This window comes from Acinetobacter sp. YH12137, from assembly GCF_013418535.1.
GTDB lineage: Bacteria > Pseudomonadota > Gammaproteobacteria > Pseudomonadales > Moraxellaceae > Acinetobacter.
Map to the genome: position 1 here is coordinate 1 of NZ_VPBW01000023.1, position 17,677 is coordinate 17,677.

Genomic DNA, 17,677 nt, shown 5'->3' on the forward strand with positions numbered 1-17,677 from the left:
TCATGAAATACGGTATTCTGATGTGACAAAACCTGAATCCTGGTCGTTAAAGTGTTTGTTTGCACTCATATTTTAACTGTTAGGACTCAGGTTTTTTTATTTAAAGCAAACTATGGGACAGCAGTGATCTTTCGATTCCTTTTTTTATTGCTGAGCAGTTTAGCGCTGCTGGATGACTTTTTTACTTTTCAGCTCTTCCATTTCAGCAGGGCTTAAATACTGGCTCAAGATGGCGTCGGTATCTTCACCCAGACACGGTGGTGCTTTTTTATATTCTACCGGGGTCTTGGAAAGTTTAATCGGCGAACCAATCGAGGTGTAATCGTCACGTAGAGTATGCGGCATATGAATGACCATTTCACGCGCCAGAACCTGTTCTTCTTCCAAAGCCTGTTTCAGGTTATTGATCATGCCCACTGGGACTTTGACTGCATGAATCAGATCTACCCAGTGTTTTGCCGGTTGAGAGTAGAAATGAGCCTGTAAGAGAGTGGTGAGTTCTTCACGATGTGTAACCCGGCCTGAATTTTTCAAGAAACGCGGATCTTCTGCCACTTTGGTCAAACCCACGGCCTGACACAGCGCTTGAAATTGCAGGTCATTCCCACAAGCAATAATGAATTCACCTTCCTGTGCTTTAAACACCTGATAAGGCACAATATTGGCATGGGCATTTCCGAAGCGGCCAGGGACTTTACCTGAGGTCAGATAATTCATGGCTAGAACAGAGAGGGAAGCGACCTGGGTATCCAGCAGTGCCATATCAATATGCTGACCTTCACCAGTTTTTTCACGGGACAATAAAGCAGCTTGAATCGCAATTGCAGCATATAAGCCAGTGGTCAGATCAGCAAAGGCTAGACCTGCTTTTTGCGGACCACCCCCTGGAAGGTCATCACGTTCACCCGTAACACTCATCATACCGCCCATACCCTGAACAATGAAGTCATAGCCTGGTTCTTGCGCACGCGGGCCATTCTGGCCAAAGCCGGTAATTGAACAGTACACCAGACGCGGATTTATCTGGCTCAGACTTTCATAATCCAGACCATATCTTTTCAACGAACCCGCTTTATAGTTCTCAATCACTACATCACTCTGTTCTGCGAGTTTCTTGATAATGCGTTGACCTTCCGGAGTAGATAAATCTACGGCAACTGAATGTTTACCGCGATTGGCTGAAAGATAGTAAGCCGATTCATGGGTATCTTCCTGCTGATTATTTTTAAGCCAAGGTGGTCCCCAGATGCGTGTGTCATCTCCATGATCAGGCTTTTCAATTTTAATCACTTCCGCACCTAAGTCCGCCAGAATCTGGCTACACCAAGGACCAGCCAAAATCCGGCTTAAATCCAGTACACGAAAGCCCGTTAAAGCACCCATCGTTACGCTCCTTGTTCGATGTTATTTAGATTACATGTCATTTTAATAATCGCTTTAAAGCTATATGAAAATGGAAAAACAATCAACTTTACGATACTTAATTTCGTCTAACAAAATAAAACATCTAAAATGATTGAAAAATCATCCTAACTTCTTTAGCCTGATGACGAGAATAAATACGATTCAAAAATAACAGGAGAGGGAAAAGTCTCGGGAATGAGATTATAAGAACAGGAGTAAGTACTGTGCTTTGAAAACGGATCTCGCTTAAAGCGCATGCATACAGAAGTGTGCATACACAAGATCAGAATGAAAAAACCTAAGGATAGGAATAGAGATTTAAATATGACGGAATTAGTAAGAGAACAAGTTTTAGAAAGAGAACTCGCAAAGATAAAACCCACTGCCAAACGAACCCAGCAGATCGCCTTTGTCTTTGCCTTTTTGGCACTCCTGGTCGATGGCGCGGACATGCTACTGCTGTCTTTCAGCTTAAACAGCCTGAAAGCAGAATTTGGTTTAAGTAATTTACAAGCCGGTACCTTGGGTAGTTTTACACTGGCGGGTATGGCGATTGGTGGTTTTATTGGTGGCTGGGCTTGTGACCGTTTAGGCCGGGTACGTACAGTCGTGATTTCAATTCTGATCTTTTCAGTATTAACTGCAGCCTTGGGCTTTACCCAAAACTATGAACAGTTCGCCGTACTACGTTTCCTGTCTGCGTTTGGGATCGGATCTTTATATATTGCAGCCAGTACACTGATGGCTGAATATGTACCAACCAAATACCGGACTACAATTTTAGGTACCTTACAGGCAGGTTGGACGGTTGGCTATATCGTAGCTACTGTATTGGCAGGTTGGATTATTCCTGAATATGGCTGGCGTACACTGTTTTTTGTCGCGATTATCCCATCCGTTATGGCGATTTTTATCCAGAAACTGGTTCCTGAACCAGAATCGTGGCAGCGTGCAAGATTACTGCGTTTATATGCACCCGCTGAAGAAACCACCAAACAGCCTGTTAAGAAAAGTACTGTCAAAGAAATCTTTGCGGATCCTGCGAATCGCAAGATGTTTATTTTATGGATTTTCACGGCTGGGTTTCTGCAGTTTGGCTATTACGGTGTAAATAACTGGATGCCTGCTTATCTAGAATCTGAATTACACATGAACTTTAAATCAATGGCGGGTTATATGATCGGAACCTATATCGCCATGATTTTTGGTAAAGTTCTGGCCGGTTTTGCTGCAGACCGATTAGGTCGACGCGCCGTTTTCTCTTTTGGCGCGATCGGTACGGCGATTTTCTTACCGGTCATTGTGCTGTTCAACACCCCGGATAATATTGCCTATCTGCTGATTTTCTTCGGCTTTCTCTATGGTATTCCGTATGCGATTAATGCCACATATATGACTGAAAGCTTTGCGACGTCAATCCGCGGTACAGCAGTCGGTGGTGCCTATAATGCAGGGCGTATTGGGGCCATGTTTGCCCCTGCAATTATTGGCGCGGCAGCTAGCGGTGGTTCAATTGGCTTGGGCTTCCTGATTATGGGCGGTGCCTATTTCTTGTGTGGTGCAGTGTCTGGGATCTTTATCAAAGATCGTCAATATGACCCACAAAAAGCATAATGATCATTTTAAACAATGATGTTAAAAATGAGCCTCATAAGGGCTCATTTTTTTATCTGTTTAATTTAAAAATAAGATTTCTATTTTTTATTGGTCCGACTCTTTTTGCAGATGAATACTTTTCAGACCATCATTTACTTTATTGAGTAAATGAATCAGGGTAATCACATCATCAAAAGCCAGTTTATTTAAGGCTTGTCCATAAAACTCAAAAAAATCATCCTGCAGGCTATCCCAGGTCTGAAAACCTTCCGTGGTAAGCGCAACAATTTTGGCACGTCGATCCTGCTCATTGATAACACGCTCTACCAGTCCATCACGTTCCAGTCGTTTTAAGACAGCATCCAGATTTTGTCGGCTTACACCCAGATATTCGGTCAGATCTGAAAAAGACATACCAGATTTAACTTTAGGACGAGACAGGGCACCCAGCACGGCCCAATGCACTGGAGATATTTTTAGCTCATTTAAGCATTTTCGATCCAGACTGTTTCCCACCTGAAACAGCCGGAAAAACAGCCGGTTATGAGCGGAATATAAGGATTGATCATATTTTTTTGACAAAGTATCACTCACTATATGCAACATCCTCAATACTGAAATAGCCAAACGGTGCAAAGTATAACCTATCGCTTTTTCGCATAAATCAGTTTCTTTTATAATTTGTTTTAAAAATCATAGTTTTTTAGTAGAAATCTGCATCTTTAAATCCTGTACTAAGCGATTAAATCATTTAAAAATATCTTTCTTGATATTCACAGTTTCAGTTTGTTCTCTAGCTGAATATCAAGGCAGTCATCTAGCAAACTAAAGAAATAAAACATCCTTCATGAAACAGAAACAGCTTAGTAATAAACTGGGGCTAGATATAGGTTACTCTAAAGATAAATGTCAATATAGGTCAATACATTGAATAAATAAAATTATTAAATAATTGTTATTTATACATTTATAAAAATATAAATATTATTTTATGTAAATATGTTGACATAAATTCAATCTCTTTCTATTTTAGATAAAACACACCGAATTAGAACAATAGCCGATTAAATTCGACAACAAATAGCGTAGGGATAAAACAATGAAAGGATTAAAAGATAAGGTCGTGATTGTGACAGGCGGTGCAGGCGGAATAGGTTCCGCAACCTGCCGACGTTTGGCAGAAGAAGGCGCTAAAGTTGCTATTTTTGATATGAATCTGGAAGCTGCCGAGAAGTTGGCAAATGAAATTAATCAATACGGTCGGGCGCTGGCGATTCAATGTGATATTACCCAAAGTGACGTCGTTGAACAGGCGGTTCAAAAAACGGAAACTGAATTAGGCCCGATCGATGGACTAGTGAATAATGCTGGTTGGGACATTTTTAAACCCTTCATTAAAAGCACCCCAGACGAATGGCAGAAACTGATCCAGATCAATCTGGTCGGTATGCTGAATATGCACTTTGCTGTGCTGAAAGGCATGGTCGAACGTAATTCCGGCAGCATCGTTAATATTGCCTCAGATGCAGCCCGTGTCGGTTCTTCGGGCGAAGCAGTCTATGCTGCCTGTAAGGGAGGATTGCTATCTTTCTCCAAAACTCTGGCACGCGAACATTCACGCCATAACATCAAAATTAATGTGATTTGCCCAGGACCAACCGATACCGCTTTACTTGCAGGCGTGACTGAAGGTGCTTCAAATCCAGAAAAATTACGTGAAGCCTTTGTTCGTGCTATTCCACTGGGCCGTTTGGGTCAGCCGGATGATTTAGCTTCTGCGATTGCTTTTTTCTTAAGTGAAGATGCCAGCTTTATTACCGGACAGGTCCTTAGTGTCTCTGGCGGTTTGACCATGAATGGTTAAAGCATCAAATTAATTAACACTAAATTAGACAGATAAAACAGTACAGGACGTAATGAACATGAATTTTGAAGATATCTTATATGAAGTAAAAAACGGTGTAGCCTGGATCACGATTAACCGTCCAGAAAAAATGAATGCCTTTCGTGGTACGACCTGTGATGAACTGATCAAGGCTTTAAATAAGGCAGGCTATGACCGTAACGTTGGGGCGATTGTATTGGCCGGCGCGGGTGAAAAAGCGTTTTGTACTGGTGGTGATCAGTCTGCGCATGATGGTAATTATGACGGTCGCGGTACCATTGGTTTACCGATGGAAGAATTGCATACCGCCATTCGTGATGTCCCCAAACCGGTAATTGCGCGCGTACAAGGTTATGCGATTGGGGGAGGTAATGTACTGGCCACGATTTGTGATCTGACGATCTGTTCAGATAAAGCAATCTTTGGTCAGGTCGGACCAAAAATGGGTTCAGTCGATCCAGGTTATGGCACAGCATTTTTAGCACGCGTCGTGGGTGAGAAGAAAGCCCGTGAAATCTGGTACATGTGCCGCCGTTATTCTGGTCAGGAAGCGGTTGAAATTGGATTGGCCAATAAATGTGTACCAGCAGATCAACTCGATGCAGAAGTTCAGGCATGGGGCGAAGAAATCTGTCAGCGTAGTCCGACCGCAATCGCGATTGCCAAACGCAGTTTCAATATGGATACCGCACATCAGGCAGGGATCGCTGGCATGGGCATGTATGCGCTAAAACTTTATTACGATACTGAAGAGTCTCGTGAAGGCGTCAATGCACTGAAAGAAAAACGTCAGCCTGAATTCCGTAAATATGCCAAATAAGGAGACTGATCAATGAAAAAGAATCCTTATATCACCGAAGATCTAGAACTTTTAGCTGAAACGGCAGAAAAATTTGCCCAGAAATATGTGGCTCCGGGATTTCTGGAGCGCGACCAAAGCCGAGTCTTTGATCGTGATCTGGTGAAAAAAATGGGGGAAATGGGCTTTATAGCCCCCGAACTCCCTGAACAATACGGTGGTCAGGGTATGGGCCGACTGGCAGCAGGGATTATCCATGAAGCCATTGCCAAAGCGGATTTAAGTTTCTCCTATATCAACCTGCTTGCTTCCCTAAATGGCCAAATTCTGGCCGAACATGGGCAGCCTGAAGTGGTTGAGCCCTGGCTGAAAAAACTCACTGCAGGCGAGGCTATCTTCTCAATTGCCTTGACCGAGCCGCGAGGCGGTTCTGATGCAGCAAATTTACGTTTAAAGATTGAACGTGATGGCGACGAATATGTCATTAATGGCGAAAAAACTTCAATTTCTGCGGCCGATCAGGCAGATGCTTCGGTGGTTTTCGGTCGCACTGGCGCCAATGAAGATGGTGCACATGGCGTGACAGCGCTCTTGGTTCCGATGAATTTACCGGGCATCTGTACCACACGATTTGACTGTCATGGTCAGCGCGCCATTGGTCGCGGTTCAATCTTCTTTGACAATGTTCGTGTGCCAGTCAATCACCGTCTAGGGGATGAAAACAAAGGTTTTGTGCAGGTGATGCAGGGCTTTGATTTTTCTCGTGCTCTGATCGGTTTACAGGTTTTGGCCGTTGCCCGGGTGAGTCTGGATGAAGCTTGGGAATATGCCACGCAACGCGAAGCTTTTGGTCAGCCATTGACTGCTTTTCAGGGAGTTTCGCATCCACTCGCTGAATACGAAACTCAGGTTGAAGCTGCACGCTTACTTTGCCTGCAAACTTTATGGCTCAAAGATAACCATCTACCACATACCTCTGAAGCAGGCATGTGTAAATGGTGGGGACCAAAGCTGGCTTATGATGTGATTCATCAATGCCTGTTGACTTATGGTCATGCCGGTTATGACCGTGGTGTGATGGAACAACGCATGCGTGATGTACTAGGATTCCAGATTGGCGATGGCACAGCACAGATCATGAAAACAATTATCGCTCGGCATAAGGCAGGACGTAAGGCTGTACCAGCTTAAGGAAAATACGCCCCAGCCTGAATAAGACTATTATAAAAAATAAGGAGTAAGCGAATGGATTTCGATGCGGTTCTGATCCCGACAAGAAAAGAGGCCATGCTCAAACAAGGACACTGGCTCAATCAAACAATTCTCGATTTTTTACGCAGTGCGGTAGAAAAAAATCCGGACAAAACAGCTTTAGTGAGTTTTAAGGTCGAGAATCAAACTGAACAGACTTTCAGCTACCAGCAGATTTGGGACATGACCAACAAAATTGCGCTGGGCTTGAAACAGTTGGGTATTGAGAAAAATGATGTGGTGTCTTGCCAGTTGCCGAACTGGTGGGAATTTACCTTGCTGTATCTGGCTTGTAGCCGTATTGGCGCCGTATTGAATCCACTCATGCCGATATTCCGTGAACGTGAATTGGAATTCATGCTTAAACATGGTGAATCTAAAGTATTTGTTGTGCCTAAAATCTTTCGTAATTTTGGCCATGAACAGTTGGCCAATCAGCTACACAACAAGCTGGACACCCTAAAACACGTAGTTGTAGTGAATGGGGATGGCGAGAATAATTTTGATCGCCTGTTGCTTAATCATAGTCTGGAACAGAATGCTGCAGCCATTGCTGAGCTAGATGGGCTTGAATCTGGCCCAGATGATATTACCCAACTAATCTTTACCTCGGGCACTACAGGTGAACCGAAAGGCGTGATGCATACGGCCAATACCTTATTTTCCAATATTGTGCCTTATGCAGAGCGTTTGCATTTAACTGAAAATGATGTGGTATTGATGGCGTCACCGATGGCGCATCAGACCGGATTTATGTATGGCCTGATGATGCCGATTCAGCTCAATACCAAAGTGGTATTACAGGATGTCTGGGATGTCTCCAAAGCAGTAGACTTGATTCATCAGCATCAGGTGAATTTCACCATGGCTTCAACGCCATTTTTGAACGACCTGTCCAATACTGTGGCTGAACAGCATGACAAAGTCGATTCACTGAAAATTTTCCTTTGTGCTGGTGCGCCAATTCCGGGACCATTAGTGCAAAAAGCCCGGGAGATTTTAGGCGTAAAAGTGATTTCAGCCTGGGGAATGACTGAATGTGGCGCGGTCACTACTACCTGTCCAGAAGATGACGATGAACGTTCTTTTAATACTGATGGCATCGCCTTGCCGGGTGTAGACGTCAAAATTGTCGATAAAACAGGGAAGGCCAAGCCGGTGAATGAGTCTGGTCGCTTGATGATTCGCGCTTGTTCTGGATTCGGTGGCTACCTCAAACGTGCTCATTTAAATGATACCGATGCAGATGGCTGGTTTGATACGGGCGATATCGCCTATCAGGATGAAAAAGGTTATATCCGGATTTGTGGCCGTAAAAAGGATGTAATCATTCGTGGCGGTGAAAATATTCCGGTCGCAGAAATTGAATCACTTTTATATAAACATCCCAATGTGGCGGTGGTCGCTTTAGTGGCTTATGCAGATGAACGGCTAGGTGAGCGTGCCTGTGCGATTATCAAGTTGAAAGATCCGGCACAGTCTTTAAGTTTTAATGAGCTGGTGGATTTTCTGAAAACCCATAATCTGGCAATGCAATATATTCCAGAACGTTTGGAGATTTGGGACGAGATTCCGATGACGCCATCGGGGAAAATCCAGAAATTTAAACTCAGAGAATTACTGGCCCAGCATATTGCATCAACTGTGGCAGTAGCGAATTAGAATCTCAACATAAAACGAATAAACCCTGATGTGACATCACATCAGGGTTTTTTACCAGCAAATAAGTAACTGGTCTCCAATGACTTATATCTGGATGAAATTATTTTAATAACTTTAACAGCGCCTCAGCCGTTGCAGCAGAAGATGCCGGATTCTGTCCGGTAATTAACAGGCCATCTTGCTGTACATGTACCTGCCAGTCCTCAGCCTTGGAATACTGTCCGCCTTTTTCTTTCAGCGTATCTTCAACTAAAAATGGCACGATATCAGTCAGGCCAACACCATCTTCTTCAGTGTTACTAAAGCCAGTCACTGATTTACCTTCGACGATAGGTCGGCCTTCTGCATTTTTAACATCGCGAAGCACACCCGGTGCATGACAGACGAGTGCCACAGGTTTATTGGCCTGTAGAGTCTGTTCAATTAAGGAAATAGAATTCTGGTCATTTGCCAGATCCCATAACGGTCCATGGCCGCCCGGATAAAAGATCGCATCAAAATCCTGATTCAGCACATCACTTAATTTATGCGTATTGGCAAGAGCCTGCATGGCCACTTCATCTGCTTCAAAACGTTTGGTCGTTTCGGTTTGCGCATCAGGTTCATTGCTTTTTGGATCAAGTGGTGGCTGGCCACCGGCTGGAGAGGCCAACGTTACGTCTGCGCCTGCATCAATAAAAGTGTAATAAGGAGCAGCCAGTTCTTCGAGCCAGAATCCGGTTTTTTTACCCGTTTCGCCAAGTTGATCATGGGAGGTTAATACAATCAGAATTTTCATATTTTTCCTTAAAATTATCTTGAATGACTTGATGAAATAACGAAACAAAGGAAAGAATCTGAATACCTAAGGCCATCAGACTTTTTCGATTGCTTAAAAAATAAAAGGAATAAAATCTAGATAGTTGAACTGATGCTAAATCAATAGCATCACTTTCCTTGAACTTTGGATAGCTCAGTTTTTCTTTTTCTTGCCACCGCCGTCCTGCTTATTCACAGTCGACCAGGCAATACGCTCTGCTTCGTCTTCAGGACGACCACGATCTTTTTCACTGTCTTCAATATGCTTAGCCTGTCGTTTTTGCTTTTCGGTATAAGCTGATTTATCACCTCTAGACATTTTACTATCCTCATCAGGTAGGGGCTGAAATCACTATAACAAGGGATTATTTTGGCGCGGGTAATCATCTGTCAGGATTTGTTTGAATTGTTTTATAGCTTTAAGATGAATTTTATAGATATCCATCAAATTCTGTTTTTCAAAGATTCTAAAACTAAAACGTATTAAATATTTTAGAAAAAAGTAGATAACAGCTAGAAAGGCTGTTATCTACTTTCAAACTTTGATTAGCCGTTAATAATACTGCCGCCATTTACATGAATGACCTGACCTGAAATATAGCTAGCTTCTTCACTGGCCAGAAATAAATAGGCAGGAGCGACTTCACTCGGTTGTCCCATACGTCCCATTGGTGTCTGTTTACCAAAATCTTCCAGTTGTTCTTCATCAAAGCTGCTTGGAATGAGTGGTGTCCAGATTGGGCCTGGTGCAACACCATTCACACGAATTCCGGTTTTATTTTTCGCCAGATTGGTAGATAAGCTGCGGGTAAAAGAAGTAATCGCACCTTTGGTGCTTGAATAGTCTATCAGTGTGTCATGTCCATGATAGCTGGTGATACTGGTGGTATTGATAATACTGTCACCTGCCTGCATATGTGGAAGTACCGCCTGAGTCAGATGGAACATGGACAGGATATTGACATTGAAGGTCTTGAATAACTGGTCTGGAGAAATATCGGTAATACTGTCCTGCGGATACTGCACACCTGCATTATTTACCAGAATATTAATGGTTTAGGACTTACGCATTGACGGATTCAAAAAAGTATTAAAATACTTTATAAAGTATCTGTGATCAGACGAATTAAACATGCTTCTACAGCAACTTGTACATTACCCATTTATATGGGCTTTCTCATGACAGAACCGAACTCTATTAGCTGCACACAACTTGCCGAGACTTATAATATCTCGCATGATAGTGTAAATCGCTTTCTAGAGCGTGAAGACTACACACCTCACGACCTATATCAAGAATCAATTCAACATATTGATAATAATAAACTTATAGTCAGTATTGATGATACTGTTTTAGATAAACCATATAGTCAACATATGGACTTAGTTAGCTATTTTTGGTCAGGCAAACACCACCGATCCGTCAAGGGTATTAATCTCATTACCTTGTATGCGACAGATCAAAATGGTCAAAATATTCCAATTAATTTCCGAATTTATGACAAATCTGAAAGTAAAACCAAGAATGATTACTTTATGGATATGTTAAGTGAAGTACTCAGTTGGGGTGCAAAGATTCAATTTATTACAGGTGATAGTTGGTATTCATCGACTGGAAATCTAAAAACCATAAGAAAACATGGTATTCGATTTATGTTTGGTATCGACTGTAACCGTAAGGTTTCCCCAGAAAAAGGACAATGGTTTCAACTGCGTTTATTGCCAGATTTCCATCAGGGTCAAGTGGTCTGGCTCAAAGATTTTGGCTTTGTACAATTATTTAAGACTCAGTTAAAAGAACAGCAGAGGTTTTATATTGTGCATCAAGATGAAGATGATTTATTGTCCTTTGAGGGTTTTCATGAATTACATTCAAGTCATTGGAAAATAGAGCAATATCACCGGGTGGTTAAACAGGTTTGTCATATTGAAAAGTTTCAAGTAAGACGATCTAAACTGATTTTGAATCATATTTTTTCAGCCTTGATGGCCTACGTTGAGATACAAAAGAACCAGTTTGAGCGGATCTTTGAAAATGTATATCGTTGGCAGAAGAAATTATTTAGACCAGTTATCAAAAACTTCATTGATGACTTTATTCTCGATAAAAATCATCTGCTACCACAGAGAATCTATAAATAATAGTGCGTAAGTCCTATGGTTTTAAATTCCTGAAGGGTCTGCTCAACCATTTTCTTGATTTCATCAGGATGCTGTAAATCGCATTGAATCAGCAGACAACGGCGTCCTTCTGCTTCAACCATTTTTTTGGTATCAAGCGCATCCTGATCTTCATCCAGATAGCAAATGGCAATATCGGCGCCTTCGCGGGCAAATAATACTGATACAGAGCGACCAATCCCGCTGTCACCACCTGTAATGAGTGCTACTTTGCCTTTTAATTTATCGCTACCTTTATAATTTTCTTTAATGACTTCCGGATTAGGATCCATTTTAGTCTGGTCACCCGGTTGATGGGCTTGGGTTTCAGTTGAAGCTGGAGTTTCAGGATAGTTATTCATATTTTTTCCATGATTGCTCTTGATGAAAAAATATATTAGGAGCTTTTAGTTGGGATTGAATTAGACTCAACATTTCATAACAGAACCTGTGCAAGATTTAGCATTTATACATTTAGCTTAAATTGACACTTTAGAACTGCCTGTTTTGGTTATTCAAATTTCACTTCTAGAATGAAATATCGGGTTTCTTTTTAAGGAAAAGAGCGATAAGCAGGAATATACCTTCAGTGGATTACAGAAGAGTTAAGTCGATTTAGGAACCAATCTGCAAAATAAAACCAATAACTTATTTACAACCAAATAAATCTAAAATATACAGCTAGATAAGCTACAAGTATTTCTTTACAACTGCGCTTTTAACCAGAATGGAGAAGCACATTGCGCGCTATCCGCTATAAATATATTGTCCTGATCCTTTTACTTTTGCTCGTTGCATTTGGCGTATTTCGCTGGTGGCAAGGGCCACAAGTCACAGGTTATACCTTAGAGCCGATGCCGCTGGTGCAATCAGTGGTTGCCACCGGGCAGGTCATCACCGTTTCACGTGCTCAAGTCGGTAGTGAAGTAACCGGCGTGGTACTAGAACGTCGGGTCAAGGAAGGCGATCGGGTCAAACCGGGCGATTTGCTAGTTGTACTTAAATCGGATGAACTGGCAGCCCAAGTTCGTCAGGCAGAAGTCGCATTGAATGAACTGGCAACCAATCGCCGTCCACAAGCCTCAGCAGAATTGGCTTCAGCAAAAGCTCAGCTGGAACAGGCCAGCCGTGAAGCGACGCGTCGTCGCAATGCCGAAGCAGGCATCCTTTCGGCAGAAGAAATTGAACAGGCTGTAGAGGCAGAAAGGGTAGCACGCAATAATTATGAAACTGTGCGTTTAAAAGCAGCTGCACTGGCACCTGGTCAGGTAGAGGAGGCTTCATTGCGTGAGCAGCTTTCGGTAGCACAGGCTCAACTGGCTAAAACTAAAATCCGGGCAACTGTTGCTGGAACGGTGCTGACCCGTGATGTTGAGCCTGGCGATCTGGTTCAGCCAGGACGTACCTTATTTACCATTGCAATGGATGGTAATACCGAAATCCGTGTACCACTGGATGAACGTAATCTGTCACGACTGGCGTTGTCCCAGAAAGCGACTGCAATTGCCGATGCTTACCCGGATAAACCTTTCCCAGCCCGGATTAATTTTATTGCACCGAGTATCGATCCTCAACGCGGCACGGTAGAAGTGCGTCTATCGGTTGATCCGGTACCTGATTTCCTGCGTCAGGATATGACGGTATCGGTTAATGTCGAGACAGGTCGCCGTGATCGTACCTTAGCGATTCCGAATGATGCGCTAGGGAAAGTACAGGGCGATCAGGCCACCGTATTACTGGTACGTGATAGCAAAATCCAGCGACAAAAAGTGAAACTGGGTCTGCGCGGACTTGCCATGTCTGAAGTGATTTCCGGTTTAAAAGTGGGTGACCAGGTACTGTCAGATGCAACTTCAACTTTAAAAGATGGCACACGAGTTCGATTTAAGCCCGAAGAAATCAACTATGCCGACCAGAATAATGATGCCAGCAATAAAAATGAATTACCGGTGAAATTCGAGTGAAAAAATTACTAGGGCGTCTCTGGATTGAATGGAAGATCGCAATCAGTTTTTTGCGAGAAGGCCGAATGCAGTCTCTGATGATTACAGTGGGTGTTGCTGTAGGGGTGTCTGTGATTGTTTTTATCTCGGCACTGATACAGGGCTTGCAGTCTAATATCATCGAAAGGACTTTAGGGACACAGGCGCATATCCGTTTACTGTCCCCCGATGAAGTGAACCAAGTTATACCCGCACCCGCAGGCACTGTGCAGCTGGTTCTAGAAGATAAACGGGCCCAAAGACTACGCTCTATCAATAATTGGCAAGAGGTCGTGACGACCTTGGATCAGGTGCCTTTATTGACAGCTGTTTCTCCAGTAGTTTCTGGACCTGCATTCGCACAGCGTGGTGAAGCTCAGGAATCGGTTGCGCTGGTGGGCATGGATCCAGAACGTTATCAGAAAATAATTCCACTTAAAGAATATATGATCAGTGGGCAGTTACGTGTCGGTGCAGATGATGTAATGATTGGCAGTCAGCTGGCTAAAGATCTGGGTGTACAGGTGGGTAGCAAATTACGATTAGACACCGGTCAGGACAACAGTACTGTCGTAAATATTTCCGGAATTTTTGAACTTGGAGTACGTGAGCTGGATTCGCGCTATGTCTATATGGATTTAAAACAGGCACAGTCTTTACTCAGCCTGCCAGGCGGGATCACTGTAATCGACCTGACGGTAGAAAATATTTTTGAAGCAGAAAATATTGCAACGCAGGTCGGGCGTTTGACTTCCTTACAGGCAGAAAGCTGGATTAAAACCAATGGTCAGTTAATGAATGCCATCTCAGCGCAGAGCCTTTCAACCAATATGATTATTATTTTTGTGGCCATCTCCGTCGCTTTTGGTATTGCCAGCGTCTTGTCAGTCAGTGTCGTACAACGGACTCGTGAAATTGGCATCTTAAGGGCAACAGGGGCCACACAAAGACAAATCCTGCGCGTTTTCCTGTTTCAGGGCGCAATTTTTGGCTTGTTGGGGTCTATTATCGGCAGTGCAGTCAGTTATTTACTGGTCTGGATCTTTAATGAATTTGGCCCAGGCCTGTTCTATATTCCAATTTCAATCAATCTGCTATTGCTGGCTTTATTGCTGGCCACATTGACTGGTGTAGTGGCAGCGGCTATACCATCCCGTCGTGCTGCGGCACTTGATCCTGTGGAGGCAATTCGTCATGTCTGATTCATCGAATGAAGTCTTGCGGCTGGAAGCACTACGTAAATCTTATAATATTGGTCAGCCTAATGAAGTCGAAGTTCTGCATGGCATTGATTTGTGTATTGAACGTAATGACTTTGCAGCACTAATTGGTCCTTCAGGCTCGGGGAAAAGTACTTTATTGAATATTCTGGGTCTATTGGACCAGCCAACTAGCGGTGAACTATATCTGCTTGGTCAACCCACCAGCCGTATGGATGACGCTGCACGTACCGTATTACGCGGCAGCAGTATTGGATTTGTATTTCAGTTTCATCATCTGATTCAAGCTTTTAATGCATTAGACAATGTCCTAATGCCGTTAATGATGGCACATGGTAAACCGGATCAAAAAGCTCTAGACCGCGCTCATGAACTTCTGGCTGCAGTCGGGCTGGAAAAGTATGCACATCGAAAACCGAATGAGCTTTCCGGCGGGCAACAACAGCGTGTTGCAATTGCTCGGGCACTGATTACAGAACCCGCCTTGTTACTGGCCGATGAACCGACCGGGAACCTGGATACCCAGACCGCGTCTGAAGTTTTTGAACTGTTTCGTAAAGTAAATAAGGAACAGGGCTGTGCCATTTTGCTGGTGACTCATGATCCGCGCTTGTCTGTTAGTTGTGATCGCACCATCAAGTTAGTTGACGGCCTGATTCAAAGTGATACCAGAACAGCTCCAGCAGATATTCCTGAAAATACTTAATTTTTAAATATTTTAAGAATTTGTATTCTCCAATTATGGATAAATAAAGATTTTTCTTATCACTTAAGCCTTGCAATAAAGCTGATACAAGGTTTGCATCAGGGTAAGTACTTTGGGGTCGGAAAGCTGATAGAAAATCTGCTTTCCTTCACGACGCGTGCTGACCATTTCGGCTTTTCGGAGCACCGTAAGTTGTTGTGAGAGAGTGGGTTGGTGAATATCTGTTTGTAGCTCAATCTGTTGCACATTCATTTCACTATCGACCAGTACACATAGAATTTTCAGTCGGTCAGAATTCGACAACACTTTTAAGCGTTCGCTTACCACATGAGCCTGAGAAAAATCAATACGTGTCTGAGTTTCATCTGCTGTCATATAAAAAACCTGTATTAGTCACACAATATTTAAAAACCGTCTTGATTAATATTTATAATTATATAATATAAAATTATATATTTTAAGTGGAATATGCTCATGCATGACTTTTTGGCAGCGTTTCTCGGTGGATTACTGCTTGGTCTTTCAGTGGTCGGCTATCTGTATGTGAATGGCCGTATTGCGGGCGTGAGTGGGTTGGTTGGGCAGGTACTTAATCGAAAGACAATTTTCAAAACTCCTGCGGTCTGGTTTTTAGCAGGACTATTTATAGTTCCATTTATCTACGGCGTATTGTTTCAGCCAGAAATTGAGCTGAATGCCAGCCCATGGATGATGGTCATTGCCGGTTTGCTGGTTGGTTTTGGTACACGTTTAGGTTCAGGTTGTACCAGTGGACATGGCATCTGTGGGATTAGCCGTCTGTCAAATCGCTCCTTTATTGCGACCGGGTCTTTTATGCTGGCGGGATTTATCACGGTTTATGTTGTTCGTCATCTGGTTGGAGCTATCTAAATGAAAAATCTATTCGCTTTTCTATTTGGTGGCCTGTTTTCAGTCGGCTTAATGCTCTCAGGTATGTCTAATCCTGAAAAAGTTCTGGATTTTCTGGATCTGTTTGGGGATTGGGATGCCAGTCTTGCCTTTGTCATGATGGGGGCAATTCTGGTGGCTTTTATTCCTTTCCAGAAAGCTAAACATAATCCACATCCGACCACTTTATTTAATGAACCCATTGATTTACCAAAGAATCAAAAGATTGATCCTAAACTGCTGTCGGGTAGTTTATTATTTGGTATCGGTTGGGGAATTGCAGGCATTTGTCCGGCACCCAGTTTTACCCTGATTGGTTTGGGACATTATCAAGCCTTGTATTTTATTGCAGCTATGCTGCTTGGGATCTGGATTCACCGTAAATGGGCAGGAGTATAAATATGACACAGCAGCCAAACGTCAAAGCGTTTTTTGATAAAAATACCAATACTTTTAGTTATGTGGTGAGCGATCCTCAAACTGCCCAATGTGCCATTATTGATAGCGTGCTGGATTACGATGCTGCGTCTGCCACCACATCGACCGAGCATGCCGATCAGATGATTGCCTATGTGAAATCACAAGGTTTGACGGTGGAATGGATTCTGGAAACTCATGTACATGCTGATCATCTGACAGCTGCCCAATATCTGAAACAGCAATTAGGCGGCAAGATTGCAATCAGTAAAAAAATTGCGCTGGTACAGGAAACGTTTGCCGAGATTTATCATCTGGACATGAAACAGATCAATGCGCATCAGCCTTTTGACTATCTGTTTGAGGATGGTGAGCATTTCAAGATTGGCAAGCTGGAAGTTTATAATATTCCTACGCCAGGACATACACCTGCCTGTTTAAGCTATGTGATTGGTAACGCCGTCTTTGTAGGGGATACACTGTTTATGCCGGACTATGGCACGGCTCGTTGTGATTTTCCAAATGGCAGTGCCTCGGTTTTATATGATTCTGTTCACAAGCTGTTTCAGCTCCCGGAAAGCACCCGTGTATTTTTGTGTCATGACTATTTGCCAGAGTCACGTCATGAATATCAATGTGAAACCACGATTCAGCAGCAAAAACAGCAAAACGTTCATATCCGTGAAGGGATTAGCAAATCTGAATTTGTACAGATGCGTCAGCAGCGTGATGCAGGTCTAAGTATGCCTAAACTGATTTTGCCTGCGATCCAGATTAATATGAATGGCGGACAGTTCCCAATGCCAGAAGCCAATGGTGTGTCTTATGTGAAGCTGCCGCTAAATTATTTTAAGAAGTGATCAATTTATCAGGAACAAAATATTAATC

At 43.0% G+C, this 17,677-nt stretch carries 17 protein-coding genes and 2 pseudogenes; 12 read left to right on the forward strand and 7 right to left on the reverse strand.

Going from position 1 to position 17,677, the window contains the following annotated elements:
* Positions 1 to 159: 159 nt before the first annotated feature.
* Positions 160 to 1,383, reverse strand: a complete 1,224-nt coding sequence (locus FTU72_RS11220; protein WP_159123583.1) for a CaiB/BaiF CoA-transferase family protein — start codon at positions 1,381 to 1,383, stop codon at positions 160 to 162.
* A 345-nt stretch (positions 1,384 to 1,728) separates the two neighbouring features.
* Between FTU72_RS11220 and FTU72_RS11225 the strand changes: the two genes are divergently transcribed.
* On the forward strand, positions 1,729 to 3,018 hold the full coding sequence (locus FTU72_RS11225; protein WP_180053091.1) for an MFS transporter: 1,290 nt from the start codon (positions 1,729 to 1,731) through the stop codon (positions 3,016 to 3,018).
* Between the two features lie 87 nt (positions 3,019 to 3,105).
* Here FTU72_RS11225 and FTU72_RS11230 read toward each other — a convergent pair whose 3' ends face one another.
* Positions 3,106 to 3,594 (reverse strand): MarR family winged helix-turn-helix transcriptional regulator, encoded by a 489-nt coding sequence (locus FTU72_RS11230; protein WP_034706362.1) that lies wholly within the window; start codon positions 3,592 to 3,594, stop codon positions 3,106 to 3,108.
* A 505-nt stretch (positions 3,595 to 4,099) separates the two neighbouring features.
* On the opposite strand from FTU72_RS11230, the gene FTU72_RS11235 reads away from it, so the two are divergent.
* Genes FTU72_RS11235 through aliA form a run of 4 tightly spaced genes read left to right on the forward strand, consistent with a single transcriptional unit; the run spans position 4,100 to position 8,597 of the window.
* Positions 4,100 to 4,864, forward strand: a complete 765-nt coding sequence (locus tag FTU72_RS11235; protein WP_166138714.1) for a glucose 1-dehydrogenase — start codon at positions 4,100 to 4,102, stop codon at positions 4,862 to 4,864.
* A gap of 58 nt (positions 4,865 to 4,922) precedes the next feature.
* Positions 4,923 to 5,705 carry a 2-ketocyclohexanecarboxyl-CoA hydrolase gene (gene badI, locus FTU72_RS11240; RefSeq protein WP_179993043.1) on the forward strand — a complete coding sequence of 261 codons (783 nt, stop codon included), beginning with the start codon at positions 4,923 to 4,925 and terminating at the stop codon, positions 5,703 to 5,705.
* 12 nt (positions 5,706 to 5,717) lie between these two features.
* Positions 5,718 to 6,875 (forward strand): cyclohexanecarboxyl-CoA dehydrogenase, encoded by a 1,158-nt coding sequence (gene aliB, locus FTU72_RS11245; RefSeq protein WP_180012224.1) that lies wholly within the window; start codon positions 5,718 to 5,720, stop codon positions 6,873 to 6,875.
* A 54-nt stretch (positions 6,876 to 6,929) separates the two neighbouring features.
* A complete protein-coding gene (aliA, locus tag FTU72_RS11250) occupies positions 6,930 to 8,597 on the forward strand; it encodes a cyclohexanecarboxylate-CoA ligase (RefSeq protein ID WP_179993041.1) in 1,668 nt (555 codons plus the stop codon).
* Between the two features lie 100 nt (positions 8,598 to 8,697).
* Here the strand turns inward: aliA and FTU72_RS11255 are convergent, their stop codons facing one another.
* The 3 genes and pseudogenes from FTU72_RS11255 to FTU72_RS11265 all read right to left on the reverse strand — a co-directional run.
* Complete coding sequence (locus FTU72_RS11255; protein ID WP_179993040.1) at positions 8,698 to 9,375, reverse strand: type 1 glutamine amidotransferase domain-containing protein; 678 nt, start codon at positions 9,373 to 9,375, stop codon at positions 8,698 to 8,700.
* 174 nt (positions 9,376 to 9,549) lie between these two features.
* Positions 9,550 to 9,714 carry a hypothetical protein gene (locus FTU72_RS11260; protein ID WP_166138732.1) on the reverse strand — a complete coding sequence of 55 codons (165 nt, stop codon included), beginning with the start codon at positions 9,712 to 9,714 and terminating at the stop codon, positions 9,550 to 9,552.
* 227 nt (positions 9,715 to 9,941) lie between these two features.
* Positions 9,942 to 10,448 (reverse strand): annotated as a pseudogene (locus FTU72_RS11265) (SDR family oxidoreductase); the annotation flags it as partial.
* A 60-nt stretch (positions 10,449 to 10,508) separates the two neighbouring features.
* On the opposite strand from FTU72_RS11265, the gene FTU72_RS11270 reads away from it, so the two are divergent.
* Positions 10,509 to 11,537 carry a transposase gene (locus FTU72_RS11270; protein ID WP_180087659.1) on the forward strand — a complete coding sequence of 343 codons (1,029 nt, stop codon included), beginning with the start codon at positions 10,509 to 10,511 and terminating at the stop codon, positions 11,535 to 11,537.
* Positions 11,538 to 11,545: 8 nt separating this feature from the next.
* On the opposite strand, the pseudogene FTU72_RS11275 reads toward FTU72_RS11270, so the two are convergent.
* Positions 11,546 to 11,917: pseudogene (locus FTU72_RS11275) on the reverse strand (SDR family NAD(P)-dependent oxidoreductase); the annotation flags it as partial.
* A gap of 378 nt (positions 11,918 to 12,295) precedes the next feature.
* Between FTU72_RS11275 and FTU72_RS11280 the strand changes: the two are divergent.
* The 3 genes from FTU72_RS11280 to FTU72_RS11290 are packed head-to-tail and all read left to right on the forward strand — an operon-like array spanning position 12,296 to position 15,463.
* Complete coding sequence (locus FTU72_RS11280) at positions 12,296 to 13,519, forward strand: efflux RND transporter periplasmic adaptor subunit (protein ID WP_179993039.1); 1,224 nt, start codon at positions 12,296 to 12,298, stop codon at positions 13,517 to 13,519.
* On the forward strand, positions 13,516 to 14,739 hold the full coding sequence (locus tag FTU72_RS11285; RefSeq protein WP_179993038.1) for an ABC transporter permease: 1,224 nt from the start codon (positions 13,516 to 13,518) through the stop codon (positions 14,737 to 14,739). Before FTU72_RS11280 ends, FTU72_RS11285 begins: the two co-directional genes overlap by 4 nt.
* Complete coding sequence (locus FTU72_RS11290) at positions 14,732 to 15,463, forward strand: ABC transporter ATP-binding protein (protein WP_179993037.1); 732 nt, start codon at positions 14,732 to 14,734, stop codon at positions 15,461 to 15,463. The genes FTU72_RS11285 and FTU72_RS11290 overlap by 8 nt, the downstream gene beginning before the upstream one ends.
* Before the next feature lie 63 nt (positions 15,464 to 15,526).
* Here the strand turns inward: FTU72_RS11290 and FTU72_RS11295 are convergent, their stop codons facing one another.
* On the reverse strand, positions 15,527 to 15,838 hold the full coding sequence (locus tag FTU72_RS11295; RefSeq protein ID WP_125278654.1) for a metalloregulator ArsR/SmtB family transcription factor: 312 nt from the start codon (positions 15,836 to 15,838) through the stop codon (positions 15,527 to 15,529).
* A gap of 99 nt (positions 15,839 to 15,937) precedes the next feature.
* On the opposite strand from FTU72_RS11295, the gene FTU72_RS11300 reads away from it, so the two are divergent.
* The 3 genes from FTU72_RS11300 to FTU72_RS11310 are packed head-to-tail and all read left to right on the forward strand — an operon-like array spanning position 15,938 to position 17,649.
* Positions 15,938 to 16,354 (forward strand): YeeE/YedE family protein, encoded by a 417-nt coding sequence (locus FTU72_RS11300; RefSeq protein WP_179993036.1) that lies wholly within the window; start codon positions 15,938 to 15,940, stop codon positions 16,352 to 16,354.
* Positions 16,355 to 16,771: a DUF6691 family protein gene (locus FTU72_RS11305; RefSeq protein ID WP_179993035.1), complete on the forward strand. Its 417-nt coding sequence runs from the start codon at positions 16,355 to 16,357 to the stop codon at positions 16,769 to 16,771. It begins immediately after the preceding gene.
* A gap of 2 nt (positions 16,772 to 16,773) precedes the next feature.
* Positions 16,774 to 17,649: an MBL fold metallo-hydrolase gene (locus tag FTU72_RS11310; RefSeq protein WP_180012222.1), complete on the forward strand. Its 876-nt coding sequence runs from the start codon at positions 16,774 to 16,776 to the stop codon at positions 17,647 to 17,649.
* The last annotated feature ends 28 nt before the right edge of the window (positions 17,650 to 17,677 follow it).